We start from the raw sequence: 15,746 nt of genomic DNA, 5'->3' as shown, positions 1-15,746 counted from the left end.
GGCTTATGGCTCTCACGGGTGACCTGAAAACCTTTAACTTTGTGGACATACTCCAGATAATAGCCAAGGACAGGAAGAGCGGGATTCTCCTTGTGGAGTGGAAGGATATAACGGTTGCCTATTACGTGAAGGATGGGGAGATAATCTTTGCCCGTCCTGTGGACAGGGTCTTCAGAGTTTATGCGGAGAGGGACTTTGACCTTCTGATAGAAAAGCTGCGCATATCAAAGGAGAACCTTTTTAGAACTGTGCAGAGGTTTCTACTTGAGAGACTTGACATGAAAGAGGGTGTGTTTTCCTTTACGCCAGGATTTGTGAAGTATAACTCCAACTATTCGGTTGTCTATCCAGTTGAAAACATAATCATGATGGCATCCCGCTACCTTACACCGGAGGAGGTTGAAAGAAAAATATCTGATGAAATGCTTCTTTTTGAACCCGCTGAGGGTTCCGAGGAAAAGCTAAAGAGGGTAGAGCTCACTCCAGAAGAGCAAAAGGTCCTTCCTCTCGTGAACGGCGAGAGAACTGTGTATGACATAAGGAAAGAGTCAGGTCTTGAAAACCTTACTGTGGACAGGGCTCTGTATGGCTTCCTTGCCCTTGGGGTAATAAAGAGAAAGAAGAAAGAGAGGAAACAGAAGCCTTCAATAGCCCTTGACCTTCTCATGAAGATAATAGAAAGGATAAGGGAGCTGTGATGAAGACCATAAAGAAGATAAAAATAGTGGTGGCTGGTCCCTTTGCGGCGGGCAAAACGCAGTTTATAAACACTGTGAGTGAGATTAAAACGGTTAAAACTGAAAGAAGAACTCAGGCAGTTGGCGAAAGGAGCGTGAAGGAATACACCACCGTAGCCATGGACTTTGGAAAGATACGCATAGATGATGAGCATGAGCTGTATCTCTTTGGCACGCCCGGTCAGTCAAGGTTTGACTTCATGTGGGAGATACTGGGTGAAGGTGCACTTGGAATAATAATACTGGTAGACAGCACAGACCCCTCCACCTTTCATGAGGCAAGGAGGATAATAAATTTCTTCCACTCTCGCTTTCCTGTTCCCATGGTGGTGGGTGCAAACAAGCAGGACCTGCCCAACGCTTGGTCTTCAGAAGACGTATCCACCGCCCTTGACATAGGTGAGGATGAGGGCATACCTGTGTTGCCCCTCTCTGCCATTGATAAGGAAAGCGTTAAAAGTGTGTTGCTTACACTGCTTGAAATAATAAAGGAAGAAATCTCCAGTTAAGGGAACTGCGCAGATCTTTTCAATGCCAGGCTTTCTTCAAAACCCATCATAAGGTTAAAGTTCTGCACCGCCTGTGAAGATGCCCCCTTCCCCAGGTTGTCTATGATACTTATAACTTCAAGTATGGATGTTTCTCTGTGATAGTAAAGGTATAAAAAGCAGAAATTACTTCCAGCAGCGTGCTTCATGTGCGGTGGCTCTTCTGTGAGAAATAGGAATGGCTCCCCTCTGTAAGTTTCCACATAAAGACCCCTGAAGTCCATCTCTCCGCATCTTGTATAGACTTTTGCCAGCATCCCCCGCACTGTGGGGACAACCTGTGGTGTAAACCTTACCTTCAAAACTTTTCCATAAACCCTATGAATAACTTCCTCCATTTCTGGTGTATGCCTGTGCCTGTCCACTGAGTAGGCGAAGGCGTTTCCTTCCATCTCAGGATAATGGAACTTCTGGCTCGTCTTTCTGCCTGCACCGGAAACTCCAGAGAGAGCATCCACGATTAAAAAGTCCATTTCAATACCTTCTTTAAGCAGAGGATAGACAGCCAGCAGTGTAGCAGTAGGATAGCAGCCTGGGTTTGCCACCAGCTGAGCTCCCCTTATATCTTCTCTGAAAATCTCCGGAAGTCCATAAACTGCTCGCTGTAGCAAATCTTTATGTGTGTGCTCAAAACCGTAGTATTCGGGGTATTTAGATGCATCCCTTATTCTGTAAGCGCCAGAGAGGTCTATTACCTTCTTACCCCTTTTCAGGAGCTCTGGCACAAGCTCCAGCGATGCTTCGTGTGGAAGGCAGAGAAAGGCAACGTCAAAGTCCTCATCAGGCTCTTCAGTAAGCTTTAAAGAGCCAACAGGGGCTGGCAGGAAGGAGGGAAAAACTTCAAAAAGCCTCTTGCCGGCATAGGATTGAGAAGTGAGAGAAGCCACCTTTACATAAGGATGCTCTAAAAGTATCCTGAGAAGCTCAGCCCCCGTGTATCCGGTGGCACCGTAGATACATACTCTTATCTCTTGCTCCATCTGTAGGCTTTTCTTGCCTTCATGAGTCCATATTTCTTTCTTTCCTTTTCCCTTGCATCCCTCTTCAGGAGTCCAGCTTTCTTGAGGCTACCTCTCAGGTCTGGGTTGTATTTGAGAAGAGCCTTTGCAACACCATACATTATGGCTTCCGCCTGCCCGCTTATGCCACCGCCGCTTACAGTGGCATATATGCCAAACCTTCCATCCAGACCTGTGAGCTTTATGGGATAGAAAACCTTATGATAGAGGGTTTCCCTCTGAAGATAGTCTTTCAGATTATACTCCTTTCCGCTTTCCTTGACTTTTACTATCTGTCTGTCTGTCCCTCTTATGAGCCATACCCTTGCCACACTTTCCTTTCTTCTTCCAGTGCCATAAAAGGCATTATCAAAGCCTATCTTAAAATCCTTCAGCTTCAGACTCATGCTTCAACCTCCAGAGTTCTGGGTTGCTGAGCAGTGTGCGGATGTTCGTTTCCTGTGTACACTTTTAGCCTCTTGAGCATTCTGTGCCCCAGTCTGTTTTTTGGAAGCATTCTCCTGACGGCAAGCCTTATAACCTCTTCGGGCTTGTGCTGGAGCATCCAGGAAAGACTTCTCTCCTTGAGACCACCGGGGTAGTTGCTGTGAAACTGATACTTTTTCTGCTCAGGTTTTTTGCCGGTGGCAATGATCTTGTCCGCATTCAGAACTATGACAAAGTCACCGCAATCCACGTCCGGCTGGTAGTAGGGCTTGTGCTTTCCCATAAGCACCCTTGCTATCTGAGAGGCAAGCCTGCCCAGAACCTTTCCCTGGGCGTCTACGACCCACCAGTTCCTTACCACATCCTCTTTTCTAACATGGTAGGTTTTCATCCTTCTTCTCCTTTAAGAACTTCTAAGAATTATACATTATAACACAGGTTATCTTTCCGCCTGCAACTTATACCCACCCTCCATCCATCCTTCCGGATAATACCAGTCCCTGAAGTATCTGTAGCCGAGGGCTTTCAGCTTTGAACCAAGCCTTGTATACTGCGGCTCCTTTCCCGCCTTTAGCTCCTGCATGGTCTGATGGTCCTCATAGTATTCCACAAAAACCCTTCTGAAGTATTTAGCCAGTATATGGTAGAGTTCCTCCTCAGAGGAGGAGCCAAAGAACTCCGGGCTAATGTGGAAAAGCTCCACCCACTCTTTCCAGTAGGGCTTTCTGCCATAAAAGGCTTTTATGAAAAGTATTCTCCTGCCATCTTTTCCAAGGGTTATGTTCTCTTCTTCCGCAAACCTTCCCCTTTCAACCCTGATAAGACTGAAGTGTTTCCCAAGTTCCTCTTTGAAAGCCTCCTTCATGACTTATAATTATAGGATTATGCACCATCTAACTCCAAAACAGATAGCGGAGCTAAAGGAAGAACTTCTGAGGATGAGGGAGAGGATAATAAAATATGCGGAGGAGCAGATAAAAGACCCTTCAAACGTTTCCTTTGAGGGTGGTGATGAGATTGACAGGGCAAACATAGAAACAGGCAGATACATAAGCCTGCAGAGGATAAAGACAAGAGAGTTAAAGCTTCTGCGTAAGATAGATTATGCCCTTATGAAGCTGGAGCAGGGCACATACGGCATATGTGAAAGCTGTGGAGCCCTGATACCCTTTGAAAGGCTGAGGGCAAGACCTGTCACCACCATGTGCATAAACTGTAAGGAACTTGAAGAGGAAGGAGAGCATGAGTGAGAGCTGGATGTTTCCGAGAGTGAGCAGGCTTCCAAAGTATGTCTTTGCTATGGTAAACGAGCTAAAATACAGGCTCAGGCGTGAGGGGGAAGACATAGTGGACCTGGGTATGGGAAACCCTGACCTTCCACCGTCGGAGCATATAGTGGAAAAGCTCTGTGAAGTGGCACGCAGAGATAACGTTCATGGCTACTCTGCTTCAAAGGGTATTCCCAGGCTCAGAAAAGCCATATGCGACTTTTACAGAAGAAGATACGGGGTGGAGCTTGACCCTGAGAGGGAAGCCATACTCACCATAGGTGCCAAGGAAGGATATTCTCACCTTATGCTTGCCATGCTTGAGCCCGGTGACACAGTGCTTGTATCCAACCCCACCTATCCCATACACTACTATGCTCCCATAATAGCCGGCGGTGATGCCATATCCGTCCCAATAATTCCCGATTATGGAGAGGTTTTTGAGGAGAGCTTTCTCAGAAGGGTTCATGATACCCTCAAGGCATCTTTTAGAAAGCCCAGAGCAGTGGTGCTGAGCTTTCCACATAACCCCACAACCCTCTGCGTGAGCCTTGACTTTTTCAGAGAGATGGTAAGGCTGGCAAAGAGGGAAGAGGTATGGCTTGTTCATGACTTTGCCTATGCGGACCTTGGCTTTGACGGTTATGAGCCTCCAAGTATACTGCAGGTGGAAGGGGCAAAGGATGTGGCGGTGGAGCTTTACTCCATGTCAAAGGGTTTTTCAATGGCAGGATGGCGCGTTGCCTTCATAGTGGGGAATGAGACGCTCATAAAGAACCTTGCCCATCTGAAGAGCTATCTTGATTATGGTGTCTTTACCCCCATTCAGGTTGCCTCCATAATAGCCCTTGATAGCCCCTACGAGATTGTGGAGAAAAACAGGGAGGTTTACAGGAAAAGAAGGGATGTGCTGGTGGAAGGACTTAACCGTATAGGATGGCATGTGGAAAAGCCGAAGGGAAGCATGTTTCTGTGGGCTAAGATACCCCAGTGGGTGGGTATGAACTCTCTTGACTTTTCCCTCTATCTGCTAAAAGAGGCCAAGGTGGCGGTATCTCCGGGCATAGGTTTTGGAGAATATGGTGAGGGCTATGTGAGGTTTGCCCTTGTGGAGAACGAACACAGGATAAGACAGGCAATAAGGGGTATAAAGAGGGCTTTTGAAAGATTTACACAGAGGGTATGAAAGTTGATGACCTTATCTAGAAGCTTGTTGACCTCCTAACGCAGGAGCTGGACCCCGACAGGATAATCCTTTTCGGTTCAAGGGCAAAGGGCAGCGCAAAGCCATATTCGGATATAGACATAGCGGTGGAGGGGGGCAAAGAGCTTGATCACAGGGAGCGGAGAAAGTTAAAGGAAAAGATAGAGAAGCTCAGTGGTATATACAGTGTGGATGTGGTCTTTCTCCATAAAGTGGAAAAAGACTTTGCAGAGCTTGTAAGAAGAACCGGCAGGGTTCTCTATGAAAAGGGAAGAGGTGCAAAAAGCCTACGAGAAACTCAGCAGAGCCTTTAAGACCATGAAGGAGGGGCTGTCAGAGGCAAAAACTCCTCTTGAGATTGACGGAGTTCTGCAGAGGTTTGAGTATACCTTTGAGTCCTTCTGGAAGTTTCTGAAGATACTTCTTGAATATCACGGCTTTGAATGCAAAATATAAAGACAGCCTTCAGGGCAGGGTTTCTGGAGGATGATGAGCTTTTCCTTGACATGCTTGAAGATAGAAATCTCGCCTCACGCATATACAGTGAGGCAGAAAGCAGAGAGGTGTTTGAAAGGATAAAGGGAAGATACATGGACAAACTTGAACGGTTTTTAGAGGGGATTACAGAAGTCTTTTAGCCCTTTGCGATAAAGTAGGCATGCACCTCCTCCGCACCCACAGAGAGGAGCAGGTATGCAAGCCTTTTTATGGTGGAGCCTGTAGTCAGAAGGTCGTCCACCAGAAGAACTCTTTTACCCTCAATAAAGTCTATAAACTCATCCCTGAGCATGTGTCCGAGAACTGCCTTCTGTCTTTTTTCTGCGTTAAGGCGTGCAAGGGGTGGACTTATGTCCCTTCTTCTGAAGACTTTCATGTATGGCACCTCTGCCCCTCTGAGTATATACTCCACATGGTTAAATCCCCTTCCCCAGAACCTTCTTATGTTAAGAGAAGGAAAGGTTATCATGTCTGGCTTTATCTCTTCAAGATAATCCGGCAGGTGCTCTTTTATCCTTCTGCCCAGAAGCAGTGCAAGGCTTTTTGAATTTCCAAACTTTATGCCGTGAAGGACCTCTCTCAGAACGCTCTCATACATACCAAAAACCCTGTAAGAAGCCACATATTCAATCTTTTCTGAGTAGTCCATGGGATGGTGAGGTTTTATGGCTTCAAGGCATCTATCGCATAAAAAGCCCTGAGAGGAACCACTGAAAAAACCCCCACAGGAAAGGCATTTCTCAGAAGAAAGTCCAAGTCTCTGAAGCAGACCTATCACATATAGCCCTCCCTTTTGAGGGAAACATAACCCTTTCGGTTTATTATGAGATGGTCAAGGAGCTCAAAGCCCATGAGCTTGCAGGCATCCCTGAGCCTTTTTGTGAACTCTATGTCCTCCCTTGAAGGTCTCAGCTCGCCCTTTGGATGGTTATGGGCTACTAGGATGGAATGACAGGCGGTGTTTATGGCGTGGTAGAGTATTTCCCTTGGCTCTGCGTGCAGGGCGTTCATCCTGCCTATGGCTATCACCTCGTGTGCTATAAGTCTGTTGGTTGGTGCGAGATAGAGGGCTATGAGATGTTCCCTTCTTTCGTCCACCATGTTCTTTAAAAATCTGTAGGCTTCTTCTGGATTGTTTATGAAGACCCCCTCGTAAGGGTCGCTTATCCTCTTTGCAAGCTCTATTATGGCCTTAATCTGACATGCCTTTGCCTCACCTATACCCTTAAAGCTCTTTATGACTTCCTCTGGGGACATTTTGCCCAGTCTCTGCCATCCCAGCCTCACTATTTCCCTTGAAAGGCTGAGCACATCCATCTCTCTGGTGCCAGAGCCAAGAATCAGTGCCAGCAGTTCTTCCTCTGTGAGGCTCTCCGCCCCGAGCCTGAGCATTTTCTCCCTCGGCTTCAGTTCCTCCGGAAGCTCCCTTATGCTTTTATTCCTCCGATACATGTCTTTCTATCCTCACCTTTATTATCCTCCTTTCATCCCTCTGAACCACTTTAAAACGGTATCCCTGATAGTCTACCACCTGCCCCTTTTCTGGAAGACCTTTAAGATTGAAGGAGAGAAATCCACCGAGGGTTGTGTAGGGACCCTCTGGAAGCTCAATGTTCAGGAGCCTTTCAATCCTCTCCCTCTCCACGCTGCCCTCTGCTATCCATATATCCTTTTCTATCTCCAATATGTCCTCATCTTCCTCTGCCCTTCCTTCAGAAAGACCTCCTATAAGATAGCTCTGGAGGTCATCCCATGTAATTATGCCCAGTATGTTTCCGCGCTCATCCACCACAAGACCCATATGTTCCTTGCTTCTCTTGAAAAAGTCAAAAACCTTGTCAAGGGTTGTAAACTCTGAAAAGTAATGGACAGGCCTTATTAGCTCCCTTATAAATCTTGCATGCCTGCTCTGCACCAGGTCAAAAAGGTCCACATAGCCCACTATCTGGTCAACTCTTCTTCTGTAGACGGGGAGTCTTCTATACTGGCTTTCCTTCATAAGTTCCATGACCTGCTCAATACCGGCATTTTCCTCCACCATGACCACCTCTTTTATGGGTCTAATCTCTTCTGTCACAAAAAGGTCCCTCATGGTTATGCTCTGAAGAGCTATTCGGAGGCTTTCTTCTCTTGCTGCAGTCTCTTCCATAAGCTTTATGATTTCCTCTTTCTGAAGCCTTTCCTGATACCTGTCTCTGAGGATATCGGTGATAAACCTGCTTACACCTCTTGAGATGGTGAGAATTGGCTTTGTAAAGGTCTTGAGCCTGCTTAAAATCCACAGGGAAGGCAGGATTAGCCTTTCTGCATGCTTCTGGAAGAGGCTTTTGGGGAGCAGTTCTCCAAGAAGGAGGGTGAAGACTACAAGGCTTGCGGAAAAGAGCACCTCAAGTCCTCTTATAAAGGGGAGGTAATCGGAGAGCTTAATAACCGCAAGGGTGTAAAAGGTAGAGGCAAAGACTATACTAACCGTGTAGCCGAGCATGGTAAGGGTTATGTAGTCCTCTGGGTTTTCGTGAAAGTCCCTGAGAAACTCCTGTTTTGTCCTTCTATACAGGTTCATCACTCTTCCCCTGTCCACGCTCACAAGGGCTATCTCAGACCCAGCAAAGAAGGCTTCAAGCAGTATGAAGAAAAAGGCACCAAGAAGAAATCCTAATATCTCCATCCCAGCACTACTCTCTCCTGTCCTGAGTAATCTCTGATGGTTTCAACTTTAAACCCCTTTTCTTCAAAAAGCCTCCTTACCACCTCCCCCTGGTCATGACCTATCTCAAGTGCTATGAGACCACCTGGCTTGAGGTAATCCGCCACTCCCGCTGCCAGTCTTTCGTAAAACTCCCATCCCCTCACTCCACCTATGAGAGAGGAATAGCCTTCTATTCTTATGCTCTTGGGGAGTTTTTCCCAGTGAGCCTCCGGAATGTATGGGGGGTTTGAAACAAGAAGGTCAAAGGGGTAGGGCTTTAGAGGCGTAAATAGGTCTCCTGCAAAGAGCAAAAGCCTGTCTGAAACTCCATGTCTGAGGGCATTCTTCCTTGTAAGCCTGAGAGCTCTCAGACTTATATCACTTCCAAGCATGCGCAGGTTTGTCCTGTAATATAGAAGACTCACGCTTATGCACCCTGTGCCCACGCCCAGCTCAAGGCCCAGAAGAGGTTTATCCTCTGGCAGTCTCTTGAGAACCTCCTCCACAAGAATTTCCGTCTCCGGCCTCGGTATGAGAACACCTTCCTCCACAAAGAAGGTCATACCATAAAAGTCCCACTCACCCAGGATATACTGAAGAGGATACCCCTCCTCAAGTCTGCTGAGTTCTCTGAAAAATCTTTCCTCCACCTCCGGGGGAACCTCAAGGCCTTCCATAAAATAAAGCTCCTTATGGTCTGTTCCCAGAAGGTGTGCCAGAAGGAGTGCTCTGTCCCTGAGGGATGCTCTGCTGGGTTTTTGAAGGAGCTGTCTGACCTTCATCTTTTATGAGAGAGCCTCTTTTTGAGGGATGGGTGAGGGCAAGAAGGATGGCTATTGCCATGAGAGAAAAGCCAAGCCAGTAGGTGACCTTTGTAAGAATCGTGTCCACACCGCCCGGTCCAAACACACCCTGCCCCATTCCACCAAAGGCGGTGCCCACATCCCCCCTGCTCCTCTGCATCAGCACCACAACAATGAGCAGAAGGGCAACTATTACAAAAAGCGTAAGAAGAAGGTAATACATGTCTACTATTATACGATAAGCTCTCCATCCTTTAACCTGTATATCCGGTCAAAGTATGCTTTCAGTTCTTCGTTATGTGTTGCCACAAGAAGGGTCAGCCCCTTTTCCTCCCTGAGTTTGAGGAAAAGTTCAAAAATCCTCCTGCCCTCAGCAAGGTCAAGATTTCCTGTGGGCTCGTCTGCAAGCAGTATTCTGGGTTCCAGCATGAGAGCCCTCCCTATGGCAACCCTCTGTTGTTCTCCTCCAGAGAGCTGACTGGGTCTGTGTCTGAGCCTGTGGGTGAGCCTGAGGTATTCAAGTATCTGCAGGGCTTTTTCCTTGGGTCTTTCAACACCAGCCAGCTGACCTATAAGAGTCAGATTTTCCAGCACATCAAAGTCCTCAAGAAGGTAGTAAAACTGAAAAACAAAGCCCAGATACTTCTGTCTGAAAGATGCGAGCCGGTCCTCATCCATCTCAACTATGTCCTGGTCCATAAGGTAAACCTCCCCCTCTGTTGGCCTTTCAAGGCCGGCAGTTATGTGGAGAAGAGTGCTCTTGCCAGACCCGGAGGGTCCCATCAGACCTACCACCTCACCCTCAAAGATCTCAAGACTTATGTCTTTAAGGGCCTCAACGCCACCCGGGTAGACTTTCCGCAGGTTCTTTATGTGTATAACCCTATTCATTTCTAAGGACCCTTACTATACTTTCCCTTCCCGCCCTGTAGGCGGGGAGGAGGCTTGCCAGAAGGGAAAGAACTACGGCACCCAGAATTGTAAAAATAATGTCGGAAAGTTCAAAGTGCACGGGCACGTGGTCCATGAGGTAGACATCCGCTGGAACCCTTACAAGCCTGTATTCGTTGATAAAATATCCTCCTACCAGAGACAGAAGGAGGCCGAGGAAGGCTCCAGAAATACCCAGCATAAGACCTTGAAGAAGGAATACATACGCCACCTGCCATCTCCTCAAGCCAAAGGTTCTCAGAACAGCTATATCTCTTACCTTTTCCCTTACCTTCATGAAAAGAAGGCTTGTTATGTTGAAGGAGGCTATTACAATCATGAGCATGAGCACAAAAAATATTCCCACCTTCTCAAGCTGTAGTGCATTGAAAAGAGGTTTGTTCAGGTCTATCCATGAACGCACTATGGCCATATCCCCAAGGCTTTTTTCCAGCTCTCTTTTTACCTCCTGGGCTCTGTAAGGGTCCTTGAGGTATACCTCATATCCAGAGAGCTGGTATCCCTCTCCAAAAAAGTCTGAGGCAGTTCTGATGTCCATAACCACTGTGGCGTAGTCCTGGTCAAAGACCCCCTTCTGGAAGATACCCTCAACCTTAAAAACTCTAACCCTCGGAAGAATACCAAAAGGGGTTCGTTTTCCCATGGGAGATAGCACCATCACCTCATCTCCTTCATGGAGCCCCAGTATATCTGCAAGCCCTCTGCCCACGAGAAGACCATCCTTTACCCTCTGCCCGTATATTTCTTGAGCCTCTTCCGGCTCAAGTGCCTTTACACTGACGCTTGTTAGCCTTCCATCCTTTGATATCAGTCCGTTGTAGAGCATGAGATAGTAGACCTTTTCTACGCCGGCTTTCTGACTTATGATGTTGCGATACTCTTCTCTGTTTTCCTGGCTTACGAGGCTGACCACTATGTGGGGCGATGCAGAAAGTATTTTTTCTCTGAGGGCTTGCTGAAAGCCTGCAAAGACGCCCATTGTAAGGAGAAGGGCGGTAACGCTAAGAACAATCCCAAGGAAGGCTATGAGAGAAACCAGCAGGGTGGACCCTCTGCTGGAAAGGAGATATCTCAGAGAGAGCTTCAGAAGGGGCATCATAATGCCTTTAGCTGTTCCAGTATCTCTCTCTGTCTGCGCATTATGTACTGTCTTATTTTCCTGGTCTGTTCTTCCCTGAGGTTTATCTTAAAGCCAAGCCTGACATATACATCCCCTTCTCTGCTTATTATGTTCTTGAGTTCTCCCTGTGCCCTTATCACCCCTTCCCTTGGAAGCTCTATTTCAAGCTCAAAGGGAGTATGTATCCTGGATGCATCCGTTGCTATCTGTGATAGAATTTCTACGAGCCTTTTTGTATCCTCGTTACTCAGCAAAACACCAACCCCAGATTCGCTTATGTCTGCAGCCCTTGTCTTCACAAGGCAGTTGTCTTCCACGCAGAAGGATACATAGACAGGCTCCTTTTCTGTGGGCTCAACCCTTATGAACTCTCTGAGCACCACAGGTGGAGCAGGCACCGGCGAGTCAACTTCGAGAACCAGCTCATCCCTTATGTTGCTGAATACCTTACATATAAGGAACAACTCTCTGACCTTTATGTAAACAGGAACATTGTCTGAGAACACATGTCTGAACTTACAACCCTTAAAGTCAAAGCTGATGAACCTTTCCTGAGGAGATACCCACCTCACAGAAAGTTTTACCCTTATGGGTATTTGCCTCCAGGATGTGACCACCTCGCAGGACCTTTCCCTCTCCAGCTCCTTAAGCACGTCTGCCACCATCATAGTTTTATTATACTTTCCTCTGTTATTATGGCAGTTATGTTTTCTGGTGGAGTTATATCAAAGGCTAGGTGAAGGGCGGGCGAGCCCTCTGGGGCTACAGGAATATCTCTTATAAACTTCACCTCTCTCTCGTCCCTTTCTTCTATGGCTATGCTGTCTCCCGTGATGGATCTGGTGTCAAAGGTTGACCTCGGGGCCGCCACATAGAAGGGTATTCCGTGAGCCTTTGCAAGCACTGAGAGTGAATATGTTCCAATTTTGTTTGCCACATGGTAATCCTTTGTTATCCTGTCTGCACCCACTATAACACAGTCCACCAGTCCTTTTCTCATAAGAAAGCCAGCGGTTGAATCTGTGATTATACTGTGGGGTATGCCCTCTTTAAGAAGTTCCCAGGCTGTAAGTCTTGAGCCCTGAAGGTAAGGTCTTGTCTCGTCTACCCATACGGAAACATTCTTCCCTGCATAATGTGCAGACCTTATGACACCGAGGGCTGTGCCCCAGCCGGCAGTTGCCAGAGCTCCAGTATTGCAATGGGTCAGTATCCTTGCTCCTGCGGGGATGAGCTTCTGGCCAAGCTCCCCCATTTTTCTGTTTGCCATATAGTCCTCCTCTTCTATAACCCTTGCCTCTGCTTCTATGTCCCTGCCTTCCTGAAGGCATCTTTTCATTCTGTCCAGCGCCCAAAAGAGGTTGTATGCAGTAGGCCTTGTGTTTTTGAGGGTTTCATAGACTTTCTCCGGATTTTCTCCAGACCTCACGCCAAGGACAAAGCCATAGGCGGCAACGCATCCAATGGCTGGTGCTCCCCTCACAACCATATCCTTTATTGCCCGGGCCACTTCTCTGTAGTCTTTTAGATTGTGCCATATTTCTCTATCGGGAAGCTCTCTCTGGTCCAGAAGCTCAAGGGTATCACCCTTCCAGTAAAAGGCCTTCACTTCCATAACTTATATATAATAGACTTGCCAGGTCTGAAAAAAAGATTATAATTATGCCCGTGGAGGGGAAAACTTGAGAGGGGAGCAGATTGAAAGCTTTCCGGTGCCTGCTGGGTTGAACTACAGGGTTTCTTCATATTACACTGCTATATCTTTTGAGGATGTTATTTTTGAGGTTTTTGGGGAGACGACCTTCACTCCAAATGAACATGAGCCTCTGAAGAAGGTGGACCAGGAAAATCCTTTAACTGCTTTAGGTGAAAACCTCTATATAACTGCTTTTCCTGATGTAATACTTCTGATGTCTGCTTCCCCAGCAGAAGTGAAAGACATACAGGCAAACAAGCGTGCTTCAAAAACGGAAGCAATTCATACGATTGAGCCACAGCCCATAAATATCCCACATACGCCCCTTAATAAGGAAGAGCCCGTTGCTGAACTGAAAATTTCGCAGGATGAGGCTTCGTGGTCATTCTGGGAAAAAAGTGCAGAAATTCTAAACAGGACAAATCCTGACTATGAGCCAATTTTTGCTGAAAAAGAAGAAAGGTCAGAGACCGGGAAGTATCTGCCTTATATGAACTCAGAACAGATTGAACAAGGCTATGATTTCGGGAATAAGCCGGCCCATCGGGAGGCTTTTCGGGTAGAAATAGAAACATCTGAGAAAACTTATGGTTTAACCCATAGACAGACCAGTGCCAACAGCAAAGGGATAGAGCCAGAGCGCTTCGCAGTGTCCTACCCTGAGCAAGGTAAGTTCTTAGAGGTCACATTTTCTACGCCTTCCCAGAATGAAGCCTCTGGTGTTAGAGAGGATATAAACTCAGACAGTGAAAAGTTTGCCGAGTTTTCTCAGGAAAAATACGACTCTCATGCCAGGACATTGGTTCATCCCGATAAAGCAATAGAGAATGGAGAAGACCATAGAAAAGAAAAGGGGGGTAAAAGTTCTGACCTGCTGTCCTTTGAAGGGCATGCAAACACTGTCAAGTTTCAGGATGATAGGGTTCAGCAGATAGAGAGGGTTGAAAAGCCACAACCTCAACCTTCCTATGAACCAAAGCATATAAACATACGCCTTGAGGAAGGCAGCGTAAGATTCATGCTTTCTGGGGATAGACTGAGGCTCTTCATGAACTTGAGCGAAGACCTATACAGACAACCAACCACTTTCGAGGTTCACAGGCTTGTTCAGTCCCTTCAGAGCCTTGGGCTTAACCTTGAGGTTCTTAAACTTAACGGAAACAGTCTTTACAGCTCAGACCATAGGCAGGGTGCTAAGAGGGAGAGCAGGGAAAAAAGTCATATGTTTTTTGTATCCGAACCCTCAGAAAATACCGCAAAGAGCTTCAGCCTTTATCTTTAGACCCTGAAAAGCCTGAGCCTGCTTAGAAGTTCTAAAAGAACCTTGGCAAAGTAAACGTTTGAAACAAAGGAGGCTATTGTTCCTATGGTAAGGGTTGTGGCAAAGCCCTTTACGGGACCACTGCCGAACTGGAAGAGTATGAGGGCCGCCACAAGAAGCGTTATGTGTGTGTCCCATACTGCGCTGAGGGTTCTTCTGTAGCCCAGCTCAATGGATTTTCTCACGCTGTTGCCAAGCCTGAGTTCTTCCTTTACCCTCTCAAATATGAGGACGTTTGAGTCCACCGCTATGCCCATGTTCAGTATTATGCCCGCAATGCCCGGAAGGGTAAGGGTCCCACCAAGAGCAACTAGACCAGCCCAGAGCATGAGGGCATTAAGGATTATGGAGAGTGTAGCGGTGACGCCCGCAGTTCTGTATCTGGCTACGAGGACAAGAACAAGGAGCAAAAAGCCTGCTATTCCAGCCTTCATACCCTGCTCTATGGCATCCCTTCCAAGGGAGGGACCAACCACGCTTTCCTGCAGGAAATTAACCTTTGTGGGAAGAGCACCCGCTCTCAGCACTATGGCGAGCTCTTTTGCCTCTTCGGGTGTAAAGTTCCCACTTATCTGCCCTCTGTCGCTTATCCTGCTTCTTATAACGGGTGCAGAGATTACTCTCTTGTCAAGCACTATAGCAAGCCTTCTGCCTATGTTCTGCTCTGTTGCCTGTGCAAATACCTCTGAACCCCTTCCTGCAAGCTCAAAACCCACTGCGGGCATACCAAACTCGTCGGTTGTGGTGTAGGCGGTCTTCAGGTCTGCCCCGGTTATTACCGGTAGTTTTTCCACAAGAAACCATTCTGTCCCGCTCTGGTCCGGGAGGAGCTCGTAGTCCCTTGTGAGTTTTTCCTGAAGCGCCTCCTTCGGTCCTGCTTCCACAACCAGCTTTAGCTCCAGAAGTGCGGTTCTTCCCACTATGGACTTTGCCCTCTGTATGTCCAAAACTCCAGGAAGCTCCACCAGTATTCTATCTGCACCTATACGAGTTATGACGGGCTGGACTACGCCCAGCTCATCAATCCTCCTGCGGAGAACCTCCATTGTCTGCGTGAGCACTCCACTTCTGAGCTGTTCTATCTCTGCATCCTTTAGCCTGATGAATACCTCACCTCTTTCCCTTCTTGCTACCGTAAACCTGGGAAATTCTCTTTCAAGGAGGGAGGAAAGCTTAATGTATTCGCCTTCTTCAAGCAACTCAACCTTTATTCCATCAACACCCGCCGTAACATCAAGAACCCTGACCCCTCCCTCTCTCAGCTTCTGCTCCACATCTTTGAGGAGCCTCTCATATTCCTGCTCAAGGCTGTAGTTCATATCGGGCTGTATAACCATTGATATACCGCCCCTGAGGTCAAGTCCGAGGTTTACAGGCTTGAGGACAACCACCGCCACCGAGACAGCTATTATCAAGAGCAGGATAAGGAGGTTAATTTTCAGGTCCTTCATGTTTTCTTACAACAT

Annotated in this window: 22 protein-coding genes; 8 read left to right on the top strand and 14 right to left on the bottom strand. The window is 47.3% G+C overall.

Annotated elements, in window-relative coordinates; translation table 11 throughout:
• Positions 1 to 5: 5 nt before the first annotated feature.
• Positions 6 to 698, top strand: a complete 693-nt coding sequence (locus ACKRDP_RS03130) for a DUF4388 domain-containing protein (protein WP_409153301.1) — start codon at positions 6 to 8, stop codon at positions 696 to 698.
• Complete coding sequence (locus tag ACKRDP_RS03125) at positions 698 to 1,246, top strand: GTP-binding protein (RefSeq protein WP_409153300.1); 549 nt, start codon at positions 698 to 700, stop codon at positions 1,244 to 1,246. Before ACKRDP_RS03130 ends, ACKRDP_RS03125 begins: the two co-directional genes overlap by 1 nt.
• Here the strand turns inward: ACKRDP_RS03125 and argC are convergent.
• From argC to ACKRDP_RS03105, 4 genes are read right to left on the bottom strand one after another with little or no spacing between them, the layout of a single operon-like run.
• Complete coding sequence (gene argC, locus ACKRDP_RS03120) at positions 1,243 to 2,265, bottom strand: N-acetyl-gamma-glutamyl-phosphate reductase (RefSeq protein ID WP_409153299.1); 1,023 nt, start codon at positions 2,263 to 2,265, stop codon at positions 1,243 to 1,245. The two genes, ACKRDP_RS03125 and argC, sit on opposite strands and share 4 nt — an antisense overlap.
• Positions 2,250 to 2,690 (bottom strand): 30S ribosomal protein S9, encoded by a 441-nt coding sequence (gene rpsI, locus ACKRDP_RS03115; RefSeq protein ID WP_409153298.1) that lies wholly within the window; start codon positions 2,688 to 2,690, stop codon positions 2,250 to 2,252. The genes argC and rpsI overlap by 16 nt, the downstream gene beginning before the upstream one ends.
• Positions 2,687 to 3,121 (bottom strand): 50S ribosomal protein L13, encoded by a 435-nt coding sequence (rplM, locus tag ACKRDP_RS03110; protein WP_409153297.1) that lies wholly within the window; start codon positions 3,119 to 3,121, stop codon positions 2,687 to 2,689. Before rplM ends, rpsI begins: the two co-directional genes overlap by 4 nt.
• 48 nt (positions 3,122 to 3,169) lie before the next feature.
• Entirely contained in the window at positions 3,170 to 3,595 is a 426-nt protein-coding gene (locus tag ACKRDP_RS03105; protein WP_409153296.1) for a DUF1122 family protein, read from the bottom strand.
• A gap of 19 nt (positions 3,596 to 3,614) precedes the next feature.
• Here ACKRDP_RS03105 and ACKRDP_RS03100 point away from each other — a divergent pair, with 19 nt between their 5' ends.
• From ACKRDP_RS03100 to ACKRDP_RS03080, 5 genes are read left to right on the top strand one after another with little or no spacing between them, the layout of a single operon-like run.
• Complete coding sequence (locus ACKRDP_RS03100) at positions 3,615 to 3,980, top strand: TraR/DksA C4-type zinc finger protein (RefSeq protein ID WP_409153295.1); 366 nt, start codon at positions 3,615 to 3,617, stop codon at positions 3,978 to 3,980.
• On the top strand, positions 3,973 to 5,184 hold the full coding sequence (locus ACKRDP_RS03095; protein WP_409153294.1) for an aminotransferase class I/II-fold pyridoxal phosphate-dependent enzyme: 1,212 nt from the start codon (positions 3,973 to 3,975) through the stop codon (positions 5,182 to 5,184). Before ACKRDP_RS03100 ends, ACKRDP_RS03095 begins: the two co-directional genes overlap by 8 nt.
• Positions 5,185 to 5,231: 47 nt before the next feature.
• A complete protein-coding gene (gene mntA / locus ACKRDP_RS03090; RefSeq protein ID WP_409153443.1) occupies positions 5,232 to 5,516 on the top strand; it encodes a type VII toxin-antitoxin system MntA family adenylyltransferase antitoxin in 285 nt (94 codons plus the stop codon).
• On the top strand, positions 5,464 to 5,658 hold the full coding sequence (locus ACKRDP_RS03085; protein ID WP_409153293.1) for a nucleotidyltransferase substrate binding protein: 195 nt from the start codon (positions 5,464 to 5,466) through the stop codon (positions 5,656 to 5,658). Before mntA ends, ACKRDP_RS03085 begins: the two co-directional genes overlap by 53 nt.
• On the top strand, positions 5,646 to 5,840 hold the full coding sequence (locus ACKRDP_RS03080) for a nucleotidyltransferase substrate binding protein (protein ID WP_409153292.1): 195 nt from the start codon (positions 5,646 to 5,648) through the stop codon (positions 5,838 to 5,840). The genes ACKRDP_RS03085 and ACKRDP_RS03080 overlap by 13 nt, the downstream gene beginning before the upstream one ends.
• Here the strand turns inward: ACKRDP_RS03080 and ACKRDP_RS03075 are convergent.
• The 9 genes from ACKRDP_RS03075 to mtnA are packed head-to-tail and all read right to left on the bottom strand — an operon-like array spanning position 5,837 to position 12,878.
• Entirely contained in the window at positions 5,837 to 6,478 is a 642-nt protein-coding gene (locus tag ACKRDP_RS03075; RefSeq protein WP_409153291.1) for a ComF family protein, read from the bottom strand. The genes ACKRDP_RS03080 and ACKRDP_RS03075 overlap by 4 nt on opposite strands.
• Complete coding sequence (radC, locus tag ACKRDP_RS03070; RefSeq protein ID WP_409153290.1) at positions 6,475 to 7,152, bottom strand: RadC family protein; 678 nt, start codon at positions 7,150 to 7,152, stop codon at positions 6,475 to 6,477. Before radC ends, ACKRDP_RS03075 begins: the two co-directional genes overlap by 4 nt.
• Positions 7,136 to 8,368 (bottom strand): hemolysin family protein, encoded by a 1,233-nt coding sequence (locus ACKRDP_RS03065; protein WP_409153289.1) that lies wholly within the window; start codon positions 8,366 to 8,368, stop codon positions 7,136 to 7,138. The genes radC and ACKRDP_RS03065 overlap by 17 nt, the downstream gene beginning before the upstream one ends.
• The gene (gene prmC, locus ACKRDP_RS03060) at positions 8,356 to 9,171 is read right to left on the bottom strand and encodes a peptide chain release factor N(5)-glutamine methyltransferase (protein ID WP_409153288.1); all 816 of its coding nucleotides are present in this window, start codon (positions 9,169 to 9,171) and stop codon (positions 8,356 to 8,358) included. Before prmC ends, ACKRDP_RS03065 begins: the two co-directional genes overlap by 13 nt.
• Positions 9,080 to 9,415 (bottom strand): preprotein translocase subunit SecG, encoded by a 336-nt coding sequence (gene secG, locus ACKRDP_RS03055; RefSeq protein ID WP_409153287.1) that lies wholly within the window; start codon positions 9,413 to 9,415, stop codon positions 9,080 to 9,082. Before secG ends, prmC begins: the two co-directional genes overlap by 92 nt.
• A gap of 8 nt (positions 9,416 to 9,423) precedes the next feature.
• Positions 9,424 to 10,083 carry an ABC transporter ATP-binding protein gene (locus tag ACKRDP_RS03050; protein WP_409153286.1) on the bottom strand — a complete coding sequence of 220 codons (660 nt, stop codon included), beginning with the start codon at positions 10,081 to 10,083 and terminating at the stop codon, positions 9,424 to 9,426.
• The gene (locus ACKRDP_RS03045; protein WP_409153285.1) at positions 10,076 to 11,242 is read right to left on the bottom strand and encodes an FtsX-like permease family protein; all 1,167 of its coding nucleotides are present in this window, start codon (positions 11,240 to 11,242) and stop codon (positions 10,076 to 10,078) included. The genes ACKRDP_RS03050 and ACKRDP_RS03045 overlap by 8 nt, the downstream gene beginning before the upstream one ends.
• Entirely contained in the window at positions 11,239 to 11,931 is a 693-nt protein-coding gene (locus ACKRDP_RS03040) for a PilZ domain-containing protein (protein WP_409153284.1), read from the bottom strand. The genes ACKRDP_RS03045 and ACKRDP_RS03040 overlap by 4 nt, the downstream gene beginning before the upstream one ends.
• A complete protein-coding gene (gene mtnA / locus ACKRDP_RS03035; protein WP_409153283.1) occupies positions 11,928 to 12,878 on the bottom strand; it encodes an S-methyl-5-thioribose-1-phosphate isomerase in 951 nt (316 codons plus the stop codon). The genes ACKRDP_RS03040 and mtnA overlap by 4 nt, the downstream gene beginning before the upstream one ends.
• Positions 12,879 to 12,945: 67 nt before the next feature.
• Between mtnA and ACKRDP_RS03030 the strand changes: the two genes are divergently transcribed.
• The gene (locus tag ACKRDP_RS03030) at positions 12,946 to 14,241 is read left to right on the top strand and encodes a hypothetical protein (RefSeq protein WP_409153282.1); all 1,296 of its coding nucleotides are present in this window, start codon (positions 12,946 to 12,948) and stop codon (positions 14,239 to 14,241) included.
• On the opposite strand, the gene secD is transcribed toward ACKRDP_RS03030, so the two are convergent.
• Positions 14,238 to 15,731 (bottom strand): protein translocase subunit SecD, encoded by a 1,494-nt coding sequence (secD, locus tag ACKRDP_RS03025; RefSeq protein ID WP_409153281.1) that lies wholly within the window; start codon positions 15,729 to 15,731, stop codon positions 14,238 to 14,240. The two genes, ACKRDP_RS03030 and secD, sit on opposite strands and share 4 nt — an antisense overlap.
• Positions 15,732 to 15,746: the final 15 nt, after the last annotated feature.

Origin of the sequence: Pampinifervens navoyensis, from assembly GCF_046159715.1 — a bacterium.
Lineage (GTDB): Bacteria > Aquificota > Aquificia > Aquificales > Aquificaceae > Pampinifervens.
Note: the sequence above shows the minus strand (reverse complement) of the source record. Positions and strands in the feature narration are given on the sequence as shown.